We start from the raw sequence: 21,430 nt of genomic DNA, 5'->3' as shown, positions 1-21,430 counted from the left end.
CTGACGCATCAAGGGTCTTGAGTCGTAAAGATAAAAAACATCGCTAAAGCCTAGGATTTAACCATAGCACCTTTTGCCCTTCAAAAGTAGGCCGCTGGCAGGCATGTAAGACGGGAAGCTTAACGGAGGGTAATGGATTAATCATGTTTATAATCCAAAATCGTAGCGGACCATTGAATAACAAATTGCACCGATTGATATTTTATCGCAAACCTTATGTTAGAGCAATGTTCTATTCATACTCTTCCTCCGCCAGGTAAAATGCAATCTTCTGGCGGGACACTCGGAGCGGTTACAGTTAATGATGGTAGCTGGCGTGTCCACGCATTGCTTTTTCAACATTTCCCTGCACCTGCGGGTCCCGCCCAAAAAGGCCACGCTCCATTCTGCTCCGGAAAACTGCCGCTAAAACTTGGTTTAGCACCACTAATCTCCCTACCATGTGTACCTTTAGCCTAACCCCTACGTTTTCAGATCATGCGCTTGAACCTATATCAAATCCTTGCGGGCGTTTGCCTGCTGTACTTCCCGTTATTCCTTACCGCCCAGGGCTGCACCGGGAATTTGGGAGAGAATATTTTTACCGAGGGAGATTTCGGTTCCGGCGCGGCCACTATTCTGACGGATGATCCACAAATCGCCCCGGGTTTCATTTACCAGCGCAACCCACCTCCTAACGATGGTTTTTATACTATCACCAACGATATGCGAAGTTGGGCCGGGACCTTTCCAACCTGGACCGCTTTTGCCGATAACAGCAGTGACCCAAACGGTTACATGATGGTGGTTAATGCGGCCTTTCAACCCGGGAAATTCTATGAACAGGAAGTGACGGGGCTTTGCGAGAACACGGAGTATCAGTTTACGGCTGATGTGCGAAACATCCTGCGGAGAGGGACGAACGGCCTGACGCCAAACGTGTCTTTTTCTATTGACGATGTGACCCAGTTTACGACCGGGCCGGTGCCGGAAAATGAAATTTGGAATACCTATGGCTTCTCCTTCGCTACGGCGCCGGGGCAAACGACGGTCACACTGGCGTTGAGTAACAATGCGCCGGGAGGCTTTGGTAATGATCTGGCCATCGATAACATCAGCTTCCGTGCCTGCGGCCCGGAGGCCCGCATTGCCGGTGCCGAAAACATCAGCATCTGCGAAGACGGGGCCCCGACGACCCTGACGGCCAGCGTTAACGGAGATGAATACGACAGCCCGGCCTTTCAGTGGCAACAAAGCTTTGATGAGGGGATGACCTGGGAGAACCTGCCCGGGGAAAACGGGATGACCTACGGGCTAAGCAGCCGGGCCAGCGGCTTTTATTATTACCGGTATCTGTTGGCTAACGGATCAGTAAATCTGGCCAACACTAAATGTCGTGTTGTGTCTAACGTGAAGGTGGTCTATGTGGTGCCGAAGCGGTATGAGATTGTTGATACCCTTTGCGCGGGGCTTTCTTTTTCCGTCGGGCCGAATGTCTACGATCGGACGGGAGTGTTTGTTGATACCCTGCTTTCTTCCCTTGGCTGTGACAGCATCGTGACGCTGCGCCTGGAGGTGGTGCCTGATCCTGGCCTGCTGGCGAACTTTCGAATCCAGCCGCCCAGCTGTAGTGATCGCTCCGATGGAGAGGCGGAGCTATTGGGCGTAGCCAATGGCGCTGGCCCCTTTACCCTGACGTTTTTGGATACTTTGCAGCCTGCTTCCCGGCTGTTCAGCGGTTTGCCTGAGGCTGATTACGCTTATCGGGTGGTGGATCGCTTTGGCTGCGCAGACGAGGGGAGCATTAGTCTGGTGAGCCCCTTCCCCTTTACGGTGGACCTGGGAGAGGACCAAACCGTTGAGTTAGGAGAGCCGGCCGAAATATTGGTGATGAGTCAGGATACGGTGGCCAGCTATCAATACCTCCCGGATCTGAGCTTTGATTGCAACCCGAACTGCGGGGATTTTTCCTTCATCCCCGAAAATACTTTCACGTTGCGGCTGGAGGCAGTGTCCGTTAACGGTTGCGAAGCGTCGGACTCGATCCGCATCCGGGTCATCAAAGAACGAAAGGTCTACCTGCCGACGGCCTTCTCGCCCGACGGAGACGGCGTAAATGATCAGTTTACCATTTTTGGGGCTGTGCCCAATGTGTCAGCGGTACTGCGGCTGGAAATTTTTGACCGCTGGGGAGGCAGTGTTTTTCTACAGGAAAATCAATTGCCAAATGACCCCGCTGGCGGCTGGGACGGTACGATAAACGGGGAGGATGCCCCCGCCGGCGCTTACTACTTCACCGCAGAACTGCTGTTCGTGGACGGAGAATCATTGCCTTATCAGGGAACTTTCGTCCTGGTCCGATAAATTTAGATCGGCAGCCCACCGTGTCCCTCTGTGGTTAGCCTTCCCCCTCCGCTGCGAAGCAGCCTCCCACTAATCCGTGCCCTAATCCGTGTAAATCTGTGCAAATCTGTGGTTCCCCTTCCGCTGCGCAGCAGCCTCCCACTAATCCGTGCCCTAATCTGTGTAAATCTGTGCAAATCTGTGGTTCCCCCTTCCGCTGCGCAGCAGCCCCTCGGTGCACCTCTGTGTATACCTCCGTGTCCCTCTGTGGTTAGTCTTCCCCCCTTCCGCTGCGCAGCAGCCTCCCACTAATCCGTGCCCTAATCTGTGTAAATCTGTGCAAATCTGTGGTTCCCCCTTCCGCTGCGCAGCAGCCCCTCTGTCTATACCTCCGTGTTTCTCTGTGGTTAGCCTTCCCCCCTCCGCTGCGCAGCAGCCCCTCCCTCCATAAAACACCAAGCCCCGACTTCCCATCAGGAAGCCGGGGCTCAACGTTAAAATTACCTGAGGCCTAGAAGCCAAGCTTACGGAGCGTAGGCTGGTTCAGTCCACCGATGGGCAGATCATTATCCGCCTGGTACTTAGCCAGCGCCGTCTTCGTACGGGCACCCATGATACCGTCAGCCGTGCCAACGTTGTATCCAAGGCTGTTGAGCTTACGCTGTACCTGACGAATGGTCGCACCAGCCGCCTTGTTGGGGCAAAGAACCTCTACCCATTCGCTGAAGTTACCCTGTCCGGTCAGTACCTGCTTAGTGTAGCTCGTGCTGCCGGCAGCGGTGTTCTCGGAAGTCTTACAGAGTCCGTCCAGTACGTCGTAGCGGAAACCATCCGGGCAGCCAGCGGTGTAGTAGTTAGCGGGCATTCCCTCAGGCGCATTCCCTGGGTTAGGGTTAACCGGCGCGTAGCCGGAAGCCGTGATGTTACCGGCACGGTCCGGGCCGTCACCCAGTGTGTAAGGCAGTACAGAACCAGGAAGCTTACCACCAGCGCCGGGGTTAATGGCGGTAGGGTAGTTGCCGGCTGCGGGTTGCGTTCCGGTAGTACCGCTGTAAGTCGTTGGCGTCATCAATACACCACCGGGAGCGAGGTATTCTGCACCTGCCAGACCACGGCGTACGCGGCGGGTAATCGTTTTGTACTCAGCAGGAACCAGCTCATAGCGAGTGTAAGCTTCGCGGGTTACGACCCGCTTGGTAACGGTTTCGTAACGAGCGGGAACTTCACGCTCAACTACCCGGGCGGGGCTGACGAGGCGCTGTACCGTAACGTCACGGTAGCGGGCTTCTTTCTGTTGCATGCTGATGTCAGGCGTTCCTACCAGAATCTGACGAGGGCCGTAGACAGCAGGCTCGTAAGAAAGGCGAACACAGTATTCGTCACCGCCTTGCTCCGTAGAGGCAACGGTGTAGCCGGTGGCACAGGCTTCCGCAATGCGCTTGGTAATCGTCTGGTACTGGGCGGGAACTTCCTGGATACAGAAAGAAACACAGTCACCCGTTTCACATTCTACCGGCAGCTGCTGGTAGGTGAGGTAAGCGGGGGAGACTTCCACTTTTTCGGTTTCGGTGCGGAAAGTCCGGGGGATGCGGTCCAGTTTTACCCGGGCTTCCTGGGTAATGTAAGGAGCAATCGTTCCTACCTGAACCTCCTGCAGGAGGCGGTTAGCTTCCCGCTGGGCGGCCTCTACTCCGTTGGCGCTGATGTAAGCGCTGCTGAAGGGGCTGTTGGGGTTAGCGGGGTCGAACAGCTTAGCCGTTGCGGAGTTGCTGTAAAGGCTGGGCGTAGCGTTCAGCGGGCTGTTGGGGCTGCCGATGAAACCATTAGGGTTGTTCGGGTTGAAGGGGTCCGTACCACCGTTGAAGCCACGGCGGGCGTTGGGGTCCAGTACGTTGCCGTAATCAGTGGATACAACACCTGGCTTAGTGCCATCTCCCGCACCGTAGTACAGATTGGCATTCGTTACGGTGGTGTAGGTAGGCTGACCAACTTTGTAAGAGGTCGCGCCCTCCTCCACGAGAACGCGCTCGGTAGCCGTTTCGAACTTAGCTGCCTCTACAACCATCTCTTTGTAGGCAGGAGCAACCATGACGCGTTCTTCGGCAGTGCCATATTCCGCAGGAACTTCTACCAGACGGTAGCCAGCGGCTTTAACCATCACTCGTTCCGTGTAGGTCTCATACTGAGGTTCCGTCACCACCAGGTGGCTGCCGGCTCCGTAAGTCTGTACATTTTCGGTGACATTCTCAAACTTAGCAGGAATGTAGCAAACGGCGTAGCACTTACCGGGCTCTTCAGGAGGATTGCCGGAAGGCAATGGAAGCGCATTTTGTGCAAAAATAAGGGAGGAAGCGAGCGCCAGTACTAGCGTCGCCAGGAAATGCTTGGTCATTTTAATGGATGTTTCTGAAAGGAAGTATAAAAACACTATGTGGCGCAATAGCCACGCAATCACGGAGGCGAAGATAAACCATTCGTTCTAGAATTGCCTCCGGAAGCTAACTTAAATTAAGGCAGGTTTTCCACAATGGATCAATAAACAAAGGTCTCCCGGGCTAAATCCCGGCAAAAAAATAGTCAAAAGACCATTTCACTCCCTAAGCCTGAAATTGCTGCAGAAGGTTGATATTCGTATATTTCAAAAGGACTTTTCACCCGGCACCCCGCACCCCGCACCCCGCGCCCTACCTCTTCACATCACTACTATCCTGGACTGCTTCGGGCAGTTCATAGCTTACGTTGAAATCATCCAGCACGGCATCGAGGATCCAATCGTCCCCGACGGTGTATTTGTGTTTTAGTTTATGGCCGTAAAAACCAGCCATAGTGGCCCAGTAACGGGCGGTCAGGCCGCCCCGCAGCTCCTTGATCAGGTCGTAGATCGGGACGTCCAGCTCGCGTTCGATCATGGCAATAAGCACCTTGCCCTGCGTCTTGGACATCTTTTTTAACGGAGCTTCAAACTTCTCCTCCAGCTCTTTTTGCAGGTTCTTATTGTAGCGTTTGCGCTCGCGGCGACTCATGTTCTGGGTCATGTATTCCGTCTCGCGGAAAATACGGATAGCATCAACGGCGTAGGGGTAAGCCCGCTGGGCGTAGATGCGGTAGCGGCGATACTGCTTAAAGTCATCCTCGTTCTCAAACACCTCCGGAGAACTGATGGAAACATTCTCCAGTTGGGCAACGATCAGCGTGTCACCGCAGTCGTCAACAACGTAGGGGTAATACTTTCCATTCACCTTCGTGTAGCCATTTTGGGCGCTGACGCAGGTGCAAAGCAAAGTTAGAAGAAGCAATGTGAGGAGGCTACGCATAGTATTGTAAGCTTACTATAAAGGTAAATGCTTTTGTTGGGTGCTTAGGTGTAAAAGAGGATGTTAAAGTTGCTATTGGTAGGGAGGCGGACGCTGTTAGCAGTAAATGGTAGCCTATTCATACAAGCCTCTCTTTTTTAATTCTGTCAGGTATTCCTGTACGGCCATCAGCAGCTCTTTCTCCTGAAAACTCTTCCCCGAGCGGATAGTGATGCTTTTGCCCCGGGTAAACCCCTTTTGCCGGGCTATGTCGTAAAGGCACATGCGGAGGTAACCCTTGTCTCCCGATACCTGGCGGATGTCGCAGAGCAGTAAATACTTTGCCCGGGAGGATTTTAGCCGGGCATCACCGCCAATGGCCCGGAGAACGATTTTCTCCCGCATGTCCGATACATGGAAAGCTTTCGTGAGTACCTCCATACTCGCCTCCCGCTGGATGCGGGCGCGAATGAAGGATCCCAGGGTCTTGGTCAGCTCTTCATTATAGGCCGTCGGCGCTTTTTCGTTGTAGTAAACGGCTATGGCCATCGGGATGTAACTGCCTTCCGTCATTAAGGGCGCATTGGCTTTAATGGCGTCCAGGATTCTTGGGTTCCTCAGAATGTTGGGGTCAACCTGTAGCTCCTTAACCCGGCTGAGGTCTTCAATTTTGAGGTCCGTCGCGGGCCGCAGGGTAGGGCGCTCCGTTGAAGAAGGTGGCGCATCATCCGATGCCGGAGGGGATTCCGGAGTGTCGGTTGAAGAAGGAGGAGCTTCCCGGTCGGCGGAACTTTCCGTTACCGGGGGCGTACTACCTGCCAGTTCCCCGGTAGCCGGGTCCGGGCCTTGCATAGACTTAACTAACCAGACTCCCCCGAAAAGGAGTAAGGCCAAACCGCCGGCATACAGAAGCCAGCGGGGAATTCCTCCACTGCTTTTATTAACTCCGCCTGCACCTGCGGTAGCGCCCGCCTCTCTTTCTGTATACGTCACTTTTACCTCCCGCTGCCGGACGGTTCCTTTCGAATCTTCCGCCCGGTTGAGCAGGGTGATCATGTCATCAACGATCTGATTCTCCTCGATGCGGAGCAGGCGCTCCTCCTCCAGGTTGCTCATGGCCCGGTTTTCATAAATCCGCCAGCGCCGGTGCAGCGTCAGTAATTTCCCCTTCAGCTCCGCTGAAAGGGGAAGCTTATCCATGGCATTCAGTGCTTCGGGTATTTCATTTTCCCGGATGTGTTCGCGTATTTGCTCGTACATGGCTGAAAGTTACGGAAATCATTTTATCACCTCTTTAATGCACCTTGGTCAGTCTTTGTAACGCAGGAGAGGATAAAGGTGTTAAACTAATAAATACTTTCTCCTACTTCAGACGTAAAAGCCTCCAGGTAAGCCATCCCGTAGAAAGAGTTTCCTTTTGGGTTTAAGGGCGGACTCCAGACGGCCACACAGTAATCACCGGGATGAAGCGCCACGATGCCCCCACCTACACCGCTTTTGCCCGGTAAACCGACACGAAAGGCAAACTCGCCGGCCTCGTCGTACAAACCACAGAGTTGCATGATGGCATTCAGGCGTTTGGTCATGGTGGAAGAGACGATACGCTTGCCCGTGCAGGGGCTGATGCCCTGATTAGCCAGAAAGAGGAAACTCTCCGCCAATTGCCGGCAATTCATCTCCAGGGAACAGAGCGTACAGTAAAAATCGAGTAGCCGTTCGGTGTCGTTATTGATATTCCCGAAGGAGCGGATGAACTCGATCAGGGCGCGATTGCGCGCGCTGGTTTCCCGCTCCGAAGCGGCGACGCGTTCGTTGAAATTAATGGTCTCATCGCCGGTCAGAGAATGAACAAAGGCCAGGAGATCTTTTTTTGGCTCCGCCAGATAATTCAGCAGAATGTCGCAGACCACCAGCGCGCCGGAGTTGTTCATCGGGTTTCGGGGAATTCCTTTGTCGGCCTCCAGTTGAACGAGGGAGTTAAAGGGGGTGCCCGATGGCTCTACGTCCACCCGTTCCCATAGTTGATTCCCTTCCCGCTGGTAGGCCATCGTCAATGTGAACATCTTAGCGATGGACTGAATACTGAAGCACTCTTCAGAGTCACCGTAAGCATAAGCACGTTGATCACAGGTTACGGCATGAACCCCGAATTTAGTGGGGTCTACTTTGGCCAGCTCCGGTATGTAGGTGGCCACCTCCCCCGTGTTTTCGGCGGGGAGTTGCTGGTAGAGTTTGGCGAGGAGGGCGGTTACGTCCATAGGGGGCTAGTTTCAACAGCGAAGGTATTGTTTTAGCCTTGTAGCCGGGTATTAGAGCGATTGTTTCTGATATAAATAGTATCTTGTGATACTATCAAATGATACTATCATGGCTTATAAGCCTCCATACACCATTTCATCTTCGATGCTTGAAGCTGTTGGTCAGATTAATCTCCTGATTGGCCAAATCCAAGGCTATCAGCTATTGACGGGTAACTTGAAGCTAAGGCGGCAGAATAAAATTAAGACTGTAATGTCTAGCCTGGCCATTGAGGGTAATACCTTGTCGGAAGATCAAATTTCCGATATTATTGATGGTAAGATCGTAATGGGACCGCCGAAAGAAATTTTGGAGGTGAAAAATGCATTAGCTGTTTATGATGTCATCACGGAACTAGACCCAGAAAGCGAAGATGATTTGCTTCGTAGTCATGGAATTTTGATGAAAGGGTTGATTGACGATGCAGGGAAGTACCGTAGAAGAGGTGTAGGGGTTATTGATGGGCAAAAAGTAATTCATATCGGTCCGCCCTTCAACAGAGTTCCCCACTTAATGGGGGATATTTTTGATTATCTAGCTAACTATCCGGAAGAGACGATCATTAAAAGTTGTGTCTTCCACTATGAGTTTGAGTTTATTCACCCCTTTGCCGACGGGAATGGTCGGATGGGAAGACTGTGGCAAACGGTCATTCTAATGGCTAAATATTCGATTCTACAATTTGTTCCTTTTGAAACCATTGTGTATCAACGCCAACAAGAATATTATCAAGCCTTAGCTGATAGTCAATCGCTTGGCAATTCTGATCCATTTATTCATTTTATGCTGGATGCACTTAGAACGGCCCTAGAATATGAAGCTAGTCGGATGAACGTTCGCCAAAATTTTGAAAGCAGGCTATTGGCTTTCCGGGAACAACTCCGGCAAAAAGAATTTGGTCGTAAAGACTATCAATTATTCCATAAAACACTGTCAACAGCTACGGCTAGCCGGGATTTGAAACGTGGGGTAACGGAGAATATACTTGTGAAAAACGGAGAGCAACGTAATACCGTTTATAGATTTATTTAATATCTTATGATCAGATATTTTCAACTTTGATTACGAAGTATTAAATCAAAATCAAAGCGGGTGATTAGATCATATGATCTAATCACCCGCTCTTAAGTGCATCTGGGAAGCTATTCTTCTTAGCTTTTCTCTTCCACCGTCACCCGTAAATTCAACTCCTTACACTGCTCATCATCAATGCTGGCAGGTGCGTCAATCATCACGTCGCGGCCCTGATTGTTTTTCGGGAAGGCGATGAAGTCGCGGATAGAAGACTGGCCGTTCATCACCGCACAGAGGCGGTCAAAACCAAAGGCAATACCGGCGTGGGGTGGGGCGCCGTACTCGAAGGCGCCCATCAGGAAGCCGAACTGTTCCTCGGCTTCTGCCTCGGTGAAACCGAGGAGCTTAAAGTTGCGCTCCTGCAGCGCCCGGTCATAGATCCGGACGGAACCGCCGCCGATCTCGGCGCCATTGATGACGAGGTCATAGGCGTCGGCTTTGAGGCTTTTCATCGTTTCGTGGTCGCCGTTGAGCATCCGCTCCACTTCTTCCTGCTTGGGGCTGGTGAAGGGGTGGTGCATAGCGTGGAAACGCTCTGATTCCTCGTCCCACTCCAGCAGCGGGAAGTCAACGACCCACAGAGGAGCGAAGGCGCCTTCGGGAATCATATCGTATTCAGCGGCTGCGTGGAGGCGGAGGTTGCCGATCTGTCCACGGCTTTTCTCATCGTCTCCGGAGATGACGAGCAGCAGGTCACCGGGCTTCGCGTCACACTTGGCGGCCCAGGCGGCGAGAGCTTCCTGATCGAAGAACTTGTCTACGCTCGACTTGAAGCTACCGTCTTCGTTGCACTTCACGTACACGAGGCCTTTGGCGCCGATCTGCGGGCGCTTGACCCAGTTGGTAAGGGCATCGAGGTTCTTGCGGGTGAGGTTGGCTTTGCCGGGTACACAGATGCCAACGACGAGTTCGGCGCTGTCAAAGACCCCGAAGCCTTTGTTCTGGGCCACATCGTTGAGCTCCACCAGCGGCATGCCGAAGCGGAGGTCGGGCTTGTCGGAGCCGTAGAGACGCATGGCGTCATCGTACTGCATGCGGGGGAATTCCGGCAGGGCGATGCCCTTCATTTTATCGAAAAGGTGGCGCGTGAGGCCTTCGAAAGTATTGAGAACGTCCTCCTGGGTAACGAAGGCCATTTCGCAGTCAATCTGCGTAAACTCGGGCTGGCGGTCAGCGCGGAGGTCTTCGTCGCGGAAACACTTCACAATCTGGAAGTAGCGGTCGTAGCCAGCCACCATCAGTAGTTGCTTAAAGGTCTGCGGGCTCTGCGGCAGGGCGTAGAACTGCCCTTCGTTGAGGCGGCTGGGCACGACGAAGTCGCGCGCACCTTCGGGGGTGGACTTGATGAGGAAGGGGGTTTCCACCTCCACAAAATTTTTGTCGCCAAGGTAGGCCCGCACGGCCAGCGCCAGCTTACTGCGGAAGATGATGTTCTCCTGCAGCGGGCCACGGCGCAAGTCGAGGTAACGGTACTGCATGCGCAGGTCGTCGCCGCCGTCGCTGTCGTCTTCAATCGTGAAGGGCGGCGTTTTGGCGCTGTTGAGCACGGTCAGTTCTGTGGCCAGAATTTCGACATCACCCGTTGCCCGGTTGGGGTTCTTGTTGGTGCGCTCGCGGACGGCGCCCTTGACCTGAATCACGAATTCACGGCCGAGTTTCTTGGCCCGTTCGGCCAGCTCTGCATTATCATCCTGATCAAAAACGACCTGGGTAATACCGTAGCGGTCACGAAGGTCAACGAAGGTCAGGCCACCGAAGCCACGGCCGATCTGTACCCAGCCACTGAGGGTTACTTCTTTACCTGCGTCGGAGAGGCGGAGTTCACCGCAGTTATGAGAGCGAAACATGGACTATATTTTTTAGCAGCGCAAAAGTAAACAGCTTTGGGGGGATAACGATAGGTTTAGAGAGAAAGGTTTCACTTAGGGCGCGGACGCAGGTGCAATGGGAGGCACCCTCCGGCTGAAGCCGGGGGGTACTGTACCCCCGGCTTCAGCCGGAGGGTGGTTGAATTGTTTGTATTAAATATAAAAACTTGTTTTTGTATCTGTAACGCCTTTAATCTATGGACACTTTATCAACCTTCCACCGAAGTATTCTTCCTCACGTATCACTAATTGGTGCGATTTTTTTTATCACCTGGCGTTGTAAAGATGCCCTCCCCATCAAAATAGTCCGTCAGCTAAAAGCTAAATACGAGTCAGAGGTCCGTAGAATTTGCGAGAGGGAGTTTAATCCTGCTAAACGGCAAATCCTCATCCATCATGCACGCTATCGATTTTTCAAGAACTACGAACACCAGTTGGATGATCAACCTTTCGGAGCTTGTCATTTACGCAAACCTGAGATTGCGAAAATTGTCATGGATAAACTACACCAGTTTGATGAAGAGTTATACGACTTAATTACCTATACGATAATGCCTAACCATTGCCACCTTGTAATTGATATGAGCAGACAATTGGTTGATGCAGATGATATTTACCTGGACGAAAAATCACTCTCACTCAGCTATCAGCCTTTACATGAGGTGATGAGAAGAATCAAAGGAGGAAGTAGTCGTGAAATCAACAAACAGCTTGGGTTAACCGGTACGCCGTTCTGGCAAAAAGATAGCTACGATCACTACATCCGGGATCAACGTGCATTCAGAAATGTGGTTGGCTACACTTTAGGGAATGCGGTTGCTGCGGGTTTTGTGGAAGAATGGCAAGACTGGCCGTTTACCTGGCATCGGGGAATGCTACCCTCCGGCTGAAGCCGGAGGTACACGTTTCCAAACCCGAATATCTTCCCCGATCTCACCAAAGGGTTCGAAGACCTCCAGGAGTCGCTCCGTAAGCGGTGTATCAGCGTTTGAGTCCTGGGCCCGGCCAACGAGGTAAATTACCGTCGGGTCGTTAATGATGCGCTCCGCCTCTGCCAGTTCATCGATCTGAAAGGCCCGGACGTGATGGTCCAGGTACAGCAAAGACGAATGAACGTAGGGGGTGGGGACCGGCCGGTCCAGCAAGTGATGCGTTATCTGCCAGCCATTAATCCCAAAGAAGGTTTCTCCGGGTGCCAGCTTGTCTTCGAAGTAAGCGGCAATGCGGGCGGGCTTATCGTCTTTTTTGGTGTAGTGTTGCAAGTGGACAACGCCGAGCAGGAGGGCAAGACTTGCCACGATGGTGGGCGTCCACTTTCGTAGCCGTTCCCGGCGGAGCCGGGGGAATATCGTCAGCCCCGGTGCCCACCAGCAGGCTGCCAGCAAAGACAGCACCGGGTGCAACTGCACCTGATAATGGCCAAATCGCTTGCCCGTAATGAGCACTACTACTGATACCAGCAGAAACTGAAGCAGGAGGTAGTAGCCCCACTGCAGCCCTTCTTTGCTTTTGAAACGCTTCCATTGCACCAGCGCCCCGGCGCCCAGAATGACGAAAGGAGAGTAGCGCAGCAAATAATCACCCATATACTTGAGGCGTAAGTACCACGGCAGGTCAACGGGGTAAGCGCCCGCCACCTCGAAAGTGTAGAACTGAAAGGCTTCCAGCAAGCCCGCCTGCCGGTAATAGAGGTAGACTACGGCCAGCGGAACGAGAAAGCCCGCCACCAGCGCTAAACCGGAAAATACTGCCCGCGACCAGGCTCCTTGCCGGCCATAATACCAGAGCATAAACAGCCCGATGGCCAGGGCCTCCGCCGCCGCAAAGGGTTTGATGGCTACGGCACAACCCAGTAATAAGCCCGCCAGGGGCCAATGCCGGAAAGCATCAGCATGCCCCGGTCTGATTCTTGGAGCTACCGCGATGGTTACCGCGAAAATGGTGAATACATTGAAAAATATCTCCGTATTCGGAGACAAACCGTAGTAGGTGTAGATACTGCAAACAAAGGCGTAAATAACGCCCGCTGCGACCCCAACCCGTTCGCTTCCCGTAGCTCTCCTGCCGCTAAGAAACAGTCCCCAGCTACCGAGGCCCACCACAACCGCCGCCGCGGCCCGTAAGGCCACCAGGCTACCACCGGTAAGCTTGATGAGCAGCATGTATATCCAGAAAATGCCAATGGGCTTAGTGTCTACTACGTCCCGGAAGTAGAGCTCTCCGCGTAACATCTCCTCAGCAATGACGATGTAAGTGCTTTCGTCGTGATTGATGACGGAAATAAAAAAGGAGCCCCACCGTAAGGCGATGGCCAGCAGAAGGAAGAGGGCCAGCCAGTAGTATTTGCGCATAGAGCCACGGTTTTCGCTTGTTCTTACTTTCCGGTCGCCGCCAGCTTGACCAAAACCATTACCTCCAGAGAGGTATAGATCAGGTAGCTCAGAAAAAAGGGAACGACAAAGAGCTTGTTTTCCGGCTCCGCCAGCACAACATAAGCGACCATCGTCCCTCCGCAGAGAAATAGTTTTACCATGGTGATGCCCATGAAGGCATTACCAAAAAGGTGTTTGTTCTCCGCCGCAGCCGTCCGCTTACTGATCACGAAGATCACTACGGTAAGCAGCAACAAGCCCACGATCGTACCGATCGTCAGGGGGAGCGCATAGTCGAGGGGTAGCCAGTAATGACAGGCCGCAGCGGCCAGGATAGCAACAAGGCTGAAAATACCGAGCAGGGAGTAGAATCGGGAATTGGTCATGAACGGAGAGCTAGATAAAGTCCCGCAAAGAAACATACAATCCGGCAGTAACGCCCAATAAGCTAAGCACGACAGTAGCCCAGGGGCTAGACCCCAGCCACTCGTCGAGGTAAATGCCACCAAACACGAATGCGAGCATAACGCCAATCATCTGAAAGGCCATCCCGCTGTATTTCATCCAGTTGCGCGTGCCTTTACGGAGCTTCTTCTTTTCCTCTTCGTTAAGCGTTGGCACCCTGTTGCTTTTTCAGTGGATTTCCCGCAGACATTTTGCCGCCGCCACCGCTGTAAGGAACGGTGCAGGTGCCATTAATCTGAGAACCACCGAGAACGGCCATTTTCTTTGCTTTAACGTCGCCGGTAACTTTAGCCGTAGCCTGTAGCGTCAGTTCTTCCCGTACGATGAGGTTGCCCTTAAAGGTGCCTTCGATGGTCGCCTGGGCACATTCTACATCACCTTCGATGTTGCCTTTGGGGCCAATGATGAGTTTCGCTTCGCAGATGAGGTTACCAATTAAAGTGCCATCAATGCGGATGTCTCCACCGGCCTTGAGGTTGCCTTCAATCGTTGTTTTAGCGTCGATTGTATTGACGCCGCCACCACCAGCAGGCGTGCTGCTGCGACCGGAGTCTGAACTCTTTCCTTTAGTGTCTTTCCCGTTGTTGTTGCCGAACATTATTATCGTTTGTAAAAGGTGTGCTGTAAGATACCTAAGCAATAGCGCTTAGGCAATAGTGTGTGTTTGGCAAATGTAGATAAACCGTCCGGTAAGTGAAAACTTACCGACTCTTAGAACTGCGGACAATAAACACCGCGGCGCTGACCACCACAGATTTTGTATTGCAGAGATAGCTCGAAGCCACCATTTCCGTCAGTTGCTGTATTCAGTGAGCTCGTATTGATGTCGTAGCTGAATCCAAGCGCAAAGTTTTCGTAGTCGAAGCGAGAGCTCAGGATGAGAGCATCCGTCAGCACGCTGGAGTCGTAGCGGTTAGAGACGCGCGTCCAAAGACCCAACTGGAAAGACTGGGTGCTGCGGTTGCGGCCACCATCGAGGAGGAACTTGACGTTCGTACCCGCATTGACCTGGAAGCTGGGGCCCTGCGTCATCACAATCACTCCGGGAACCAGGCCGAAGCGGGAGCCCAGCATGAATTCACCACCACCGTGCATGGTGTAGCGGCTGTAGAGCAATTCATCCGCACTGCTGTCAAAGCTTTGATCGGCGCGGTTCAGGTGGTGAAAGGCACCTCCTACGTAGAGGCTGTTGTGCTCATCAAAGACCATGAACCAGAGCAGGCCGGCAGCCAGGTCAGCGAACAGAAACTGATCGCGGTCAAATCCATTCTCACCGCTTACGGCATTGATGTCAAAGCCACCGTCACCGTCGTGCTGGGTACCCCAGCGAAGCGCGAGGAAGTTGAGGCTGCGCTGAGCGGCACCACCTTCGGCACCAGCCACGAGGTAATTGCCGTACTTACGGCTACCGCCCATTTTCTTGGAGTAGCTCAGGGAAATTTTTCCCGTCGTTGTGGCGAAGTCCGCCTGGCCGGCCTTGTCGCCCCAGAAGGTACCACCAATACCGAAGAAGTCGTTGCGGCCAACGGATACCCGCTGGTCATAACTGACACTGTAAGTCTGAAAAGCAGAACTTCCAAGAATAGAAGCCCACTGGCTGCGGTAGTTGACCGCAATTCGGCTGTTACAGTTCATTACTCCCGTCATCGCTGGATTTAAATTGAGCGGAGACATGTAAAACTGGGAGAAGTGAATGTCCTGTGCTTGTAAGCCGAGCGCACAGAAAAAGACTAAGCAAAAGGTCTGGAGTAACTTCATAATTTGGCTACACTAAAGTATTTGGGATCGGGAAGACAGATAGCTCACCTGCCGTAGCTATGGACAAATGTAAACAAAACGCACGGAGGCACGGTAAGCCGGGGGCGTTAAAGTTGTCCGCCATTGGCTCTTAATGCAGGAATTGTCGAAAGCGTAACGCTCGAAGGAAGTTTTTTAGTTTGTAAGGGGTAAAGCTTCGCAGGGATTGCCGCTACTACCACACTATCACTACCAGGATACAACCACTACTACCGCCGCCCCTTCTTTCGCTGCCAATGCTCGCTGGGAATCAGTGGCGTGGGGTAATCAACGCCAAGCTTTACGCCCCTGGCGGACTGCTCCCCGTCCGTAAGCTGATCAGGTTGGTGAATTTCTTCACAGGGCAACGCAGATAGCTCCGGGCACCAGAGCTTGACGTAGTCTCCGTTATCGTCATAGCGTTGGGCCTGACTCAGAATATTAAAGTAGCGGTCTTCGCGCGGGTCAGAGCCTACGCCGGCGACGTAATTCCAGTTGCACCAGTTGCTGGTGACGTCGTAATCCGTCAGCTGGTGCTCAAAATATTCGGCACCGAGCCGCCAGTCCAGCTTCAGATCTTTGACCAGGTAGCTGGCTACGTTCTGCCGGCCGCGGTTGCTCATGAAGCCGGTCAGAGCAATTTCGCGCATGTTGGCATCGATGAAGGGCGTACCGGTCTGTCCGTCCATCCACCGCTGGAAGGCAGCGGGGTCTTTGCGCCAGGTTGAAGCTTCTCCCTTGGGCCCTCCTTTATGGAAAATGGCGTTGCCATGTTTTTTGCCCATCAGTCGGAAAAAGTCTCTCCAGAGGAGTTCAAAAATGACCCAGTAAGTGCTGTCGTTGGCGCCGTTTTTTTCTTCGTAAGCCTTGACCTCGGCATAGATTTTCTTTGGCGAAAGACAACCATGCGCCAGCCAGGCACTGAATTTGGTGCTGTAGTCGCTGCCGATCAGGCCATTTCGGGTTTCTTTATAGGTAGAGATCGCCTGGGAGTCAAAGAGATAATAGGCCAGGCGGTCGAGGCCGGCCGTTTCACCGCCCTGCCAGTGAATGGCGGCCCGCTTGTCTTCCGGTGGGGGCACGATACCAAAGTCGGAAAGGGTAGGGACTTCACCAAAATCAAGGCCCTCTTCCTGGGCCAGCGGTATGCGCATGGGGGTGGGCAGGGGCTCACGTACGGGCGTAATCCGCTCAGTTTCTTTGCGGAACTGGGTGAAAACATCCGGCGTATGGGTAATGGGGAAGGGTAAATCAGCAGTGTAGTAGAGTAGCTTTCCGCGGCTATAATAGACCTCGCGACCGATGGCCCAGAGGTTAGCCTCTACGGCATTCTGCACCACGAGCTCTTCCTGGGTGCGTTCCCGGTTGCAAAAGACCCAGCTGGCGTGCGTCTGATGGGTAAGCTCCACGAGCTCCTCTTCGGGTTTGCCGATCCGGATGAGAAGATCCGCACCGCGTTTACGCAGGTTTTTCTTCAGGTCCAGTACACTCTCCAATACAAATTTCGCCCGGTGGCTGCCTATTTTGGGCAAACCAGTGTGCGGCAGTGTACCACGCCACTCACGTGGGTCGAATATGAATACGGGGAGCACCTCGTCGGCGTGTTTCAGGGCGTCCGTCAGGGCTTCATTATCGTGTAGGCGTAAGTCGCGGCGAAACCAAACAATGGCGAGGCGTTTACTCATGTTTTCGGTCCTGATTATTGATTAGTAGTTTAACGGAGGCACGGACGTATGGTTGCGAATTACGGGCTTATTTCCGGTCGGTATGACATTAGGATGATGAGCCACATTTTTTGGGCGCTCACCGCAGGTGCAGGGAAGTGTTTTTGGGGCAAAGAGCGAAAGAATTAACCTCCACGGCTGTCTGCTTCTGCCTTGCACCTGCGGCGAGCGCCGCTGAAGCTGTTTGCTGATTAACTTTGGGACTATGGCTGATACAGAAAACAGGGCAGATGAAGGACTCATCAAGGATCGTTTTGAACTCCTGCTTGGCGAGCTGCAAACCATCATCTACGTCTTTTATGGCCTCCTTGTCGGCCTGGGAATGCTCTACAATTATTTTCGCTACCGGGAGTTTGGGATCAACATCTTTGAATACGCAGGTGTGCTGGATTTTCTCATCGCCCCCTTCAGCGATCTTCGGATTTTGCTGATGGCCGCCAGTGTGTCCTTATTCTGCTACCTGATGTACCGGCTTGACGTCTGGATGTCCCATAAATTTCCCCGCTTTTATAACCTTCTGGCCTTTGGACAGGCTAAACGAAAGGGCTATAAGAGCTTTAGAAATATTTCGCTGATTATTACCCTGATATGGTGCATCGGCGTATTTGCATTAGCCTACGGCAAAACGTCTGAAAGAGGCATCCGGAACAGTTCTCCCATCACACTTATTTATAATGATGGCAGCCAGGACTCCGGCCGAATGATCGGCAAAACCAGCGAGGTATATTTCCTGCTGAAGGCGGATGACAGCGTAGAGGTTATCCCCCTTTCCGGAGATCTGCGAAAGGTAAAACTGGAAAATTAAGGCACCGGCAGCTAGCTCCTCAGATACTTCGGTACCGAAAACCGCTGTCCGTAGCGTTCCTGCAGTTCCTGGCATCGTTTTAGAAAAGCCTCCTTGCCGTAGCTCTCAAAATAGCGCAGCGTTCCACCCGTGTAGGAGGGAAATCCCCAACCATAGACACTGGCCAGGTTAGCTGCCGCCGGCTCCGTGATGACCTTCTCCTGCAGGCACCAGCCCGACTCAATGACCTGGCTGAACAGAAAACGGTCTTTCATCCGCGTTCGGAAGTATTCTGTTTTAGTGACCGGGAAGTGCTCCCCAATTCCTTCCCACAGCAGGGCGGGGCCGTTCTCTCCATATTCGTAGAAGCCCGCCCGCTTTTTTTGTCCGCCACGGTTCAGGTCATTCAGCATTTTCTGCAGTGCCGGCACGGCGGGGTGCTGCTGATATTTGCTGCCATAATGGTTGGCGGCCTGCTGCTCGTAGCGAAGAACGAGGTCCAGGCCCAGCTCATCCGCCAGCGCCAGCGGGCCGGTGGTCATCCCGGCCTGCCGTCCCATATTTTCGATGAGGGCGGCGGGGTAGCCTTCGTTGAGCATCGTTACCCCCTCGAGAATGTAAGTATTAAGGACTCTGGCGGCGAAGAAGCCCCAGGTGTCTTTCACAATCACGGGGATTTTCCGGATGGTAGTGGCAAAGTCAAAAGCACGGGCAATGGTCTCTTCGCTGGTCTTTTCGCCTTTGATGATCTCTACCACATAAGTTTTCTCCGCCGGAGAGAAGAAATGAATGCCGACGTAATTCTCCGGCCGTAAAGCAGCATTGCCCAACTCCGTAATCGGGATGGAGATGGTATTGGTGGCGAAAACGGCGAAGTCGTCGAGCTTTTCCTCTGCTTCCCGGGTTACTTTTTGCTTGACGGACTTGTTTTCAAAGACCGCTTCCACCACGATGTCACAGTCGGCAAAGTCAGCGCTCTTGTCAGTAGTGGTGATGCGACTCAACAGTTCTTCCCGTTCCTCGGGCTGGAAGGTGCCCCGCTCGATGTACTCATCGATGCGTTCGATGACGTAGTCGCGGCCCCGGTCAGCAATGGGCTGGCTAACGTCCTTCAGCGTTACTTCCAGCCCGTTGCGGAGGCAGAGGAAAGCAATGCCGGAACCCATCCGCCCCGCCCCGATGATGCCCACCCGGCGGGGGCGGAACTTACCGTAGCCCTTTGGCCGGCCAAGCCCTTTCCGTCGAACGGCCTGCTTGTCAAACCAGAAAGTTGAAATCATATTCTTACTCACCTCGCCGGTAACCACTTTAGCGTAATAGCGGCTGTCGATCCGGTAGGCGGTCTTGAAGTCAACTTTCGAGCCCTCCGCCAGCAGGTCGATGATGGCCCGCTTGGCGGGGTATAGGTCATTCGTGTTAGCACTCTGCCGGGCGGTCAGTAGCCGGATGCGATGCCCCAGGTTGGGGTCGGCGGCGGTGCCGCCGGGGATTTTCCCCTCGGGCTCATCCCACGGTCTGCGGGAAGGCGGATCAGACATTAACCACTTTTTTGCCCGTCGGATGAGGTCTTCCTGGTCAGCAGCAAGTTCATCAATAATTCCCACCTTCAATGCTTCCTGTGGGCTATAGCGCCGGCCCTCCAACAGCAGCGGGTAAGCGCGCTCAATGCCCAATAACCACATGAGCCGGATAACGGCACCTCCACTGGGGATAAGCCCGATCTTTACTTCCGGGTGGCCCAGCCGAATCCTGGGGCTCGCCAGCGCAATCCGGTGGTGACAGGCAAGAGCGAGCTCAAAGCCCGTTCCCAGTGCATCACCATTGATCGCTGCTACGACGGGAACACCAGGAACCTCCAGATCCCGCAGGAAAGCCTTCAGTTTTTGAGCAGCATCAAAGGCTATTTTGGGGTCTTCGAGCTTCATCAGGTACGCCAGATCTCCCCCCTGCAAAAAGTCTTTCTTTGCCGAAGTGATGATCACCCCCCGAAGCCGGCCAGCATTTTTTTCATTCTGCAAATGGCTGATGACGGGCTGAAAGGCAGCAACCAGCTCGTGGTTGAGCAAGTTGCTCGTCCGGCCCGTCATGTCGAGAATGAGGGTGACGATATTGTCGGTATCCTTACGATAGTTAATCATTTGAAGTTGAAGGTTTCAAGTTTCAAGTTGCAGGGTTAAAGTTGCAGGTTGCAAGTTTCAGGTTGCAGGTTGCAACCTGGTCAAACTCTCTCAATAATGGTAGAGACCGCCAAGCCCGCTCCGGCATCGATGGTCAGGCTCCCAAGATTCAGGTCACGGCGTTCGAGCTCGTCCAGGAGGTGGCAGAGCATCATGCCGCCAACGGCCCCCAGGGGCTCACCGAGGGAGATGGCGCCTCCGAGCACGTTATAGTTTTCGTGCGGAATGTCCTGGTCGCGGCGAAAGCGGATGGCGGAAGCGGCGAAAGATTCGTTGAACTCCCAGAGGTCGATGTCTTTGTTTGTCAGGCCGGCTTTTTGGACGGCCAGGTCGGAGGCATTAGCGCCACCGGTAAGCAGAGTAGCGTCTACGGCACTCATGGCAACGGCGCGGATGCGGGCACGGGGCTTCAGGCCGAGTTCTTCACCCGCCGTGCGGTTGCCGAGCAGGCAGAGCGCGCAGCCGTCAGCTGCTTTGCTGGTGTTGCCGAAGGTATGTCGGTGGTCTACGTGATCCACCAGCGGGAAGCGGTGGAGGGCCATTTCGTTGAAGCCCGCAAGCCCCATTTCGGCGAAGCGGGGTGGCAGTTCGGCGAGATCTTCAACCCTTAGCTCCGGCTGGGGGATGGCGTCTTTATCAAGAATAACGAGGCCGTTGTCGTCCGTTATGGTTTCGATACTGGCGGCGAAGTGACCATCTTTAATGGCCGTACAGGCTTTGTGGTGGCTATGCACAGCGTAGGCGTCCAGTTCTTCTTTCCGGATACCGTAGGTGCTGGCCACCAGATCCGCCGCAACCCCCTGCGGAATGTAGTGACTGTTGATGATGGTGGACGGGTCGTTCATCATCGGGCCGCCGTTGAGGTAAGTCGGTACCCGGCTCATGCACTCGATGCCCCCGGCAATAATTACTTCTCCGTGGCCGGCCACAATGCGGGCGGCCGCCAGATTGATGGCTTCCAGCCCGGAGGTGTTGAAGCGATTGATCTGCAAGCCTCCCCTGGCGTTGGACCAGCCGGCATTCAGTAAGGCTGCCCGCGCCAGGTTATAGCCCTGGTCTCCGGCCGGGGTGTTGCAGCCAATGAGGAGGTCATCAATGCTGGCGGGCAGATCCTCCTGGCCGCTGCGACGCTGGAAAGCCTTCAGGCACTGACTCAGCAGGTCAACGGGTTTGACTTCGTAGAGGTCCGTTGATCCGTTAGCACGGCCGCGGGGACTGCGGAGAACGTCGTAGATGAAAGCTTCAGTTGGCATTTTTGGTCTTTTGGTTCTTTGGTC

Annotated in this window: 17 protein-coding genes; 4 read left to right on the top strand and 13 right to left on the bottom strand. The window is 53.7% G+C overall.

The genetic code is table 11. From position 1 onward, the window contains the following. The first annotated feature begins 477 nt into the window (after window positions 1-477). A complete protein-coding gene (locus tag BM123_RS15040; RefSeq protein WP_090169971.1) occupies window positions 478-2,343 on the top strand; it encodes a gliding motility-associated C-terminal domain-containing protein in 1,866 nt (621 codons plus the stop codon). Between the two features lie 490 nt (window positions 2,344-2,833). Here BM123_RS15040 and BM123_RS15035 read toward each other — a convergent pair whose 3' ends face one another. From BM123_RS15035 to BM123_RS15020, 4 genes are all read right to left on the bottom strand, one after another. Further along, window positions 2,834-4,714 (bottom strand): peptidoglycan-binding domain-containing protein, encoded by a 1,881-nt coding sequence (locus BM123_RS15035; RefSeq protein WP_090169970.1) that lies wholly within the window; start codon window positions 4,712-4,714, stop codon window positions 2,834-2,836. Window positions 4,715-5,006: 292 nt separating this feature from the next. After that, on the bottom strand, window positions 5,007-5,636 hold the full coding sequence (locus BM123_RS15030; protein WP_090169968.1) for a DUF4294 domain-containing protein: 630 nt from the start codon (window positions 5,634-5,636) through the stop codon (window positions 5,007-5,009). A 114-nt stretch (window positions 5,637-5,750) separates the two neighbouring features. After that, window positions 5,751-6,875, bottom strand: coding sequence for a hypothetical protein (locus tag BM123_RS15025; RefSeq protein WP_090169967.1), 1,125 nt, complete (start codon window positions 6,873-6,875; stop codon window positions 5,751-5,753). Window positions 6,876-6,961: 86 nt separating this feature from the next. Then, a complete protein-coding gene (locus BM123_RS15020) occupies window positions 6,962-7,873 on the bottom strand; it encodes a glutaminase (protein ID WP_090169965.1) in 912 nt (303 codons plus the stop codon). 109 nt (window positions 7,874-7,982) lie between these two features. Here BM123_RS15020 and BM123_RS15015 point away from each other — a divergent pair, with 109 nt between their 5' ends. Next, window positions 7,983-8,945, top strand: a complete 963-nt coding sequence (locus tag BM123_RS15015; RefSeq protein ID WP_090169964.1) for a Fic family protein — start codon at window positions 7,983-7,985, stop codon at window positions 8,943-8,945. Between the two features lie 119 nt (window positions 8,946-9,064). Here the strand turns inward: BM123_RS15015 and aspS are convergent, their stop codons facing one another. Continuing rightward, window positions 9,065-10,834 (bottom strand): aspartate--tRNA ligase, encoded by a 1,770-nt coding sequence (gene aspS / locus BM123_RS15010; RefSeq protein ID WP_090169962.1) that lies wholly within the window; start codon window positions 10,832-10,834, stop codon window positions 9,065-9,067. A 218-nt stretch (window positions 10,835-11,052) separates the two neighbouring features. On the opposite strand from aspS, the gene BM123_RS15005 reads away from it, so the two are divergent. Continuing rightward, complete coding sequence (locus tag BM123_RS15005; protein WP_090169961.1) at window positions 11,053-11,745, top strand: transposase; 693 nt, start codon at window positions 11,053-11,055, stop codon at window positions 11,743-11,745. Here the strand turns inward: BM123_RS15005 and BM123_RS15000 are convergent. The 6 genes from BM123_RS15000 to BM123_RS14975 all read right to left on the bottom strand — a co-directional run bounded on the left by BM123_RS15000 (window position 11,731) and on the right by BM123_RS14975 (window position 17,153). Continuing rightward, on the bottom strand, window positions 11,731-13,206 hold the full coding sequence (locus tag BM123_RS15000) for an ArnT family glycosyltransferase (RefSeq protein ID WP_090169959.1): 1,476 nt from the start codon (window positions 13,204-13,206) through the stop codon (window positions 11,731-11,733). The genes BM123_RS15005 and BM123_RS15000 overlap by 15 nt on opposite strands. A 23-nt stretch (window positions 13,207-13,229) precedes the next feature. Further along, a complete protein-coding gene (locus tag BM123_RS14995; protein ID WP_090169957.1) occupies window positions 13,230-13,613 on the bottom strand; it encodes a hypothetical protein in 384 nt (127 codons plus the stop codon). A gap of 10 nt (window positions 13,614-13,623) precedes the next feature. Further along, window positions 13,624-13,848: an AtpZ/AtpI family protein gene (locus BM123_RS14990; protein WP_217642171.1), complete on the bottom strand. Its 225-nt coding sequence runs from the start codon at window positions 13,846-13,848 to the stop codon at window positions 13,624-13,626. Next, window positions 13,835-14,290: a bactofilin family protein gene (locus BM123_RS14985; protein ID WP_090169954.1), complete on the bottom strand. Its 456-nt coding sequence runs from the start codon at window positions 14,288-14,290 to the stop codon at window positions 13,835-13,837. The genes BM123_RS14990 and BM123_RS14985 overlap by 14 nt, the downstream gene beginning before the upstream one ends. A 113-nt stretch (window positions 14,291-14,403) precedes the next feature. Continuing rightward, complete coding sequence (locus tag BM123_RS14980) at window positions 14,404-15,450, bottom strand: PorP/SprF family type IX secretion system membrane protein (protein ID WP_090169952.1); 1,047 nt, start codon at window positions 15,448-15,450, stop codon at window positions 14,404-14,406. A 248-nt stretch (window positions 15,451-15,698) separates the two neighbouring features. Then, window positions 15,699-17,153 (bottom strand): DASH family cryptochrome, encoded by a 1,455-nt coding sequence (locus BM123_RS14975; protein ID WP_090169950.1) that lies wholly within the window; start codon window positions 17,151-17,153, stop codon window positions 15,699-15,701. Between the two features lie 244 nt (window positions 17,154-17,397). Here BM123_RS14975 and BM123_RS14970 point away from each other — a divergent pair, with 244 nt between their 5' ends. Beyond that, a complete protein-coding gene (locus BM123_RS14970; protein ID WP_090169949.1) occupies window positions 17,398-17,997 on the top strand; it encodes a hypothetical protein in 600 nt (199 codons plus the stop codon). Window positions 17,998-18,008: 11 nt separating this feature from the next. Here BM123_RS14970 and BM123_RS14965 read toward each other — a convergent pair whose 3' ends face one another. Together BM123_RS14965 and BM123_RS14960 are read right to left on the bottom strand one after the other, a co-directional pair. After that, entirely contained in the window at window positions 18,009-20,114 is a 2,106-nt protein-coding gene (locus tag BM123_RS14965; RefSeq protein ID WP_090169946.1) for a 3-hydroxyacyl-CoA dehydrogenase NAD-binding domain-containing protein, read from the bottom strand. An 80-nt stretch (window positions 20,115-20,194) separates the two neighbouring features. Further along, complete coding sequence (locus BM123_RS14960) at window positions 20,195-21,406, bottom strand: acetyl-CoA C-acyltransferase (protein WP_090169943.1); 1,212 nt, start codon at window positions 21,404-21,406, stop codon at window positions 20,195-20,197. Between the last annotated feature and the right edge of the window lie 24 nt (window positions 21,407-21,430).

Origin of the sequence: Neolewinella agarilytica, assembly GCF_900110645.1 — a bacterium.
Lineage (GTDB): Bacteria > Bacteroidota > Bacteroidia > Chitinophagales > Saprospiraceae > Neolewinella > Neolewinella agarilytica.
Note: the sequence above shows the minus strand (reverse complement) of the source record. Positions and strands in the feature narration are given on the sequence as shown.